This is a genomic window from Xanthomonas populi, from assembly GCF_002940065.1.
In the GTDB taxonomy this organism is placed as follows: domain Bacteria; phylum Pseudomonadota; class Gammaproteobacteria; order Xanthomonadales; family Xanthomonadaceae; genus Xanthomonas; species Xanthomonas populi.
In genome coordinates this window covers 1-2,277 of the sequence record NZ_MDEJ01000249.1, presented here as the reverse complement: position 1 = coordinate 2,277, position 2,277 = coordinate 1, and the positions used below count along the sequence as shown (strand labels likewise).

At 63.2% G+C, this 2,277-nt stretch carries 1 protein-coding gene and 1 pseudogene; both read right to left on the bottom strand.

What is annotated here, in order from left to right; all coding sequences use genetic code 11:
- Window positions 1–75: 75 nt before the first annotated feature.
- Window positions 76–1,131 carry an XdhC family protein gene (locus XpopCFBP1817_RS20470; protein WP_128418464.1) on the bottom strand — a complete coding sequence of 352 codons (1,056 nt, stop codon included), beginning with the start codon at window positions 1,129–1,131 and terminating at the stop codon, window positions 76–78.
- Window positions 1,128–2,204, bottom strand: a pseudogene (locus XpopCFBP1817_RS20465) (molybdopterin cofactor-binding domain-containing protein); the annotation flags it as partial. The pseudogene XpopCFBP1817_RS20465 and the gene XpopCFBP1817_RS20470, both read right to left, overlap by 4 nt.
- Window positions 2,205–2,277 lie beyond the last annotated feature (73 nt).

Below are 2,277 nucleotides of genomic sequence, written 5' to 3'. Positions count from 1 at the left end.
TCGCTGATTTTTTGAAGGTATGGTCATCATCCAGTGCGTGTCACCACGGCTACGACTTGGTTGTTCGAGGTGCCCTTACGCAATTCGCGCAGCAATACCACTAGCAGAACCACTGCTGCCCACTCCAGCAGCCTGCAGATCGGCCACCGCCTGCGTGGCCTCGGCGATGATGCCAAGCGCGATGGTGTGCGGAGACGAGCGCCCCATGCGCCAGCCGGCTGGCAGTCGTAACCGCGCCAACGCTACATCGTCGTGGCCGAGCGCACGCAGTGCCTGCAGTCGCGCTTGGCGTTTGTGCCGGCTGCCCAGAATGCCGATGCAGGCGGCGCTGGATGCAAGCCCGCGACGTGCGACCTGCAGATCAATGTCGCTGTCGCTGTCGTGGGCCAGGCTATACAAGGCGCTGTCGGCGTCCAGAGAGAGGTCCTGCAGAGCGCCACTCAACGCGCGGCGATCGTAGTGTTCCGGCCCCAGGCCGGGCGGTGGTTGGCTGGGACCATGCGGTCGCAGCACACGCACTTCGATACTCATCTGGCTGGCCAACGCCACCAACACCAGCAACGTAGGATCGGCGCCGACCAACACCAGTCGTAATGGCGGCCGATGCGTGCGCAGAAATTCGCTGGCACGCACATCGTGCGTATTCGCCGGATAACGCACCACGCCGGAATGTCGATCCAGCGCTACCTGGAAGGCGCTGCGGTGCTGACGTGCATTGCGCCAGCGCGCCAGATGCTCGCCCAGATCGGGCACCGGCCAGACCAGCACGCCGATGCGTCCGCCGCAGCTGAGCTGGATGTCGAGCACCTCGCTGCCCTGGCCGTAATCGAGCCAACGCGGCTGACCGTCGCGCAAGGCTGCGATGGCTTGGTGCGTCACCGCCGCTTCCACGCAACCACCAGAGACATAACCGGCAACACGACCATCGGCGCTGATCGCCATATCGCTACCCAGCGGACGCGGCGAAGAGCCTTGCACGTCGATTAGCGTCGCGATCGCCACGCCCTGCCCTGCCCGATGCCAGGCAGTGAGTGAAGGCAGCAAATCGTCGTGCAGTGCGTAGCTAGGCCATGCCGGCCACGTCGGCTCGGCCGGCGCCGCATGCGTGATCGGGGAGACCAGCGTACTCACGCGCGCAGCAACTCGGGCATGTGCGGCAGCAGCTTGTCGAGCGTGACTGGATAATCACGCACACGTACGCCGGTTGCTTTTTAGACAGCATTGGCGATTGTCGCAGCGACGCCGCAGATACCCAACTCGCCCACGCCCTTGGCTTTCATTGGCGAAGATATCGGGTCGCTTTCTTCGAGAAAAATCACTTCCTGATGCGGGATGTCCGCATGCACCGGCACTTCATAACCGGCCAGGTCGTGATTGACGAACAAGCCCAGACGCTTGTCGACCGCCAGCTCTTCCATCAAGGCTGCGCCTGCACCCATGGTCATGCCGCCGATGACCTGGCTGCGCGCGGATTTGGGGTTGAGAATGCGCCCGGCCGCGCACACTGCCAGCATGCGACGGATGCGTACTTCAGCAGTTGCGATATCCACGCCGACCTCAACGAAGTGCGCGCCGAAGGTCGACAGCTGATGCGTCTTGGACAAGTCACCGAATTCGATCTTGTCTTCCACCACCAACGCGCCGTTGGCTGCGGCATCGCCCAGCGCGATGCGCTTGCCGCCCGCATGTACATGGCTGTCGGCGAAATCGGCGTTGGCCGGGTCAAGACCGAGTTGCCTGGCGACCGCTTCGCGCAGCTTCACTGACGCTGCATACACGCCAGCCGTCGAGCTATTGGCACCCCACTGACCGCCGGAACCGGCCGATGCCGGAAAGCTGGAATCGCCCAAACGCACGTCTACCCAATTCAATGGCACGCCCATCATTTCCGCAGCGGTCTGCGCAATGATGGTGTAGGAACCGGTGCCGATATCGGTCATGTCGGTTTCCACAACCACGCGGCCGCCCTGCTCCAGGCGCATGCGCGCGCCGGAGGTCATTGCCGGTGAATTACGCAATGCTGCTGCCACGCCAATGCCGACCAACCAGCGACCATCGCGAGTGCTGGCCGGCTTGGCCTTGCGCTTGGACCACTCGAAACGCTTGGCGCCGTCCTGCAGACACTTGACCAGCTGACGCTGCGAAAACCGACGCTGCGGGTTTTCCGGATCCACCTGGGTGTCGTTGACGACACGGAACCTGACCCTGAGGTTTCCCCACGTTTTCCCGAGATAGATCAGCTGGTTGCACCCGGATCGTGTAGAAACAAGTGCGCGC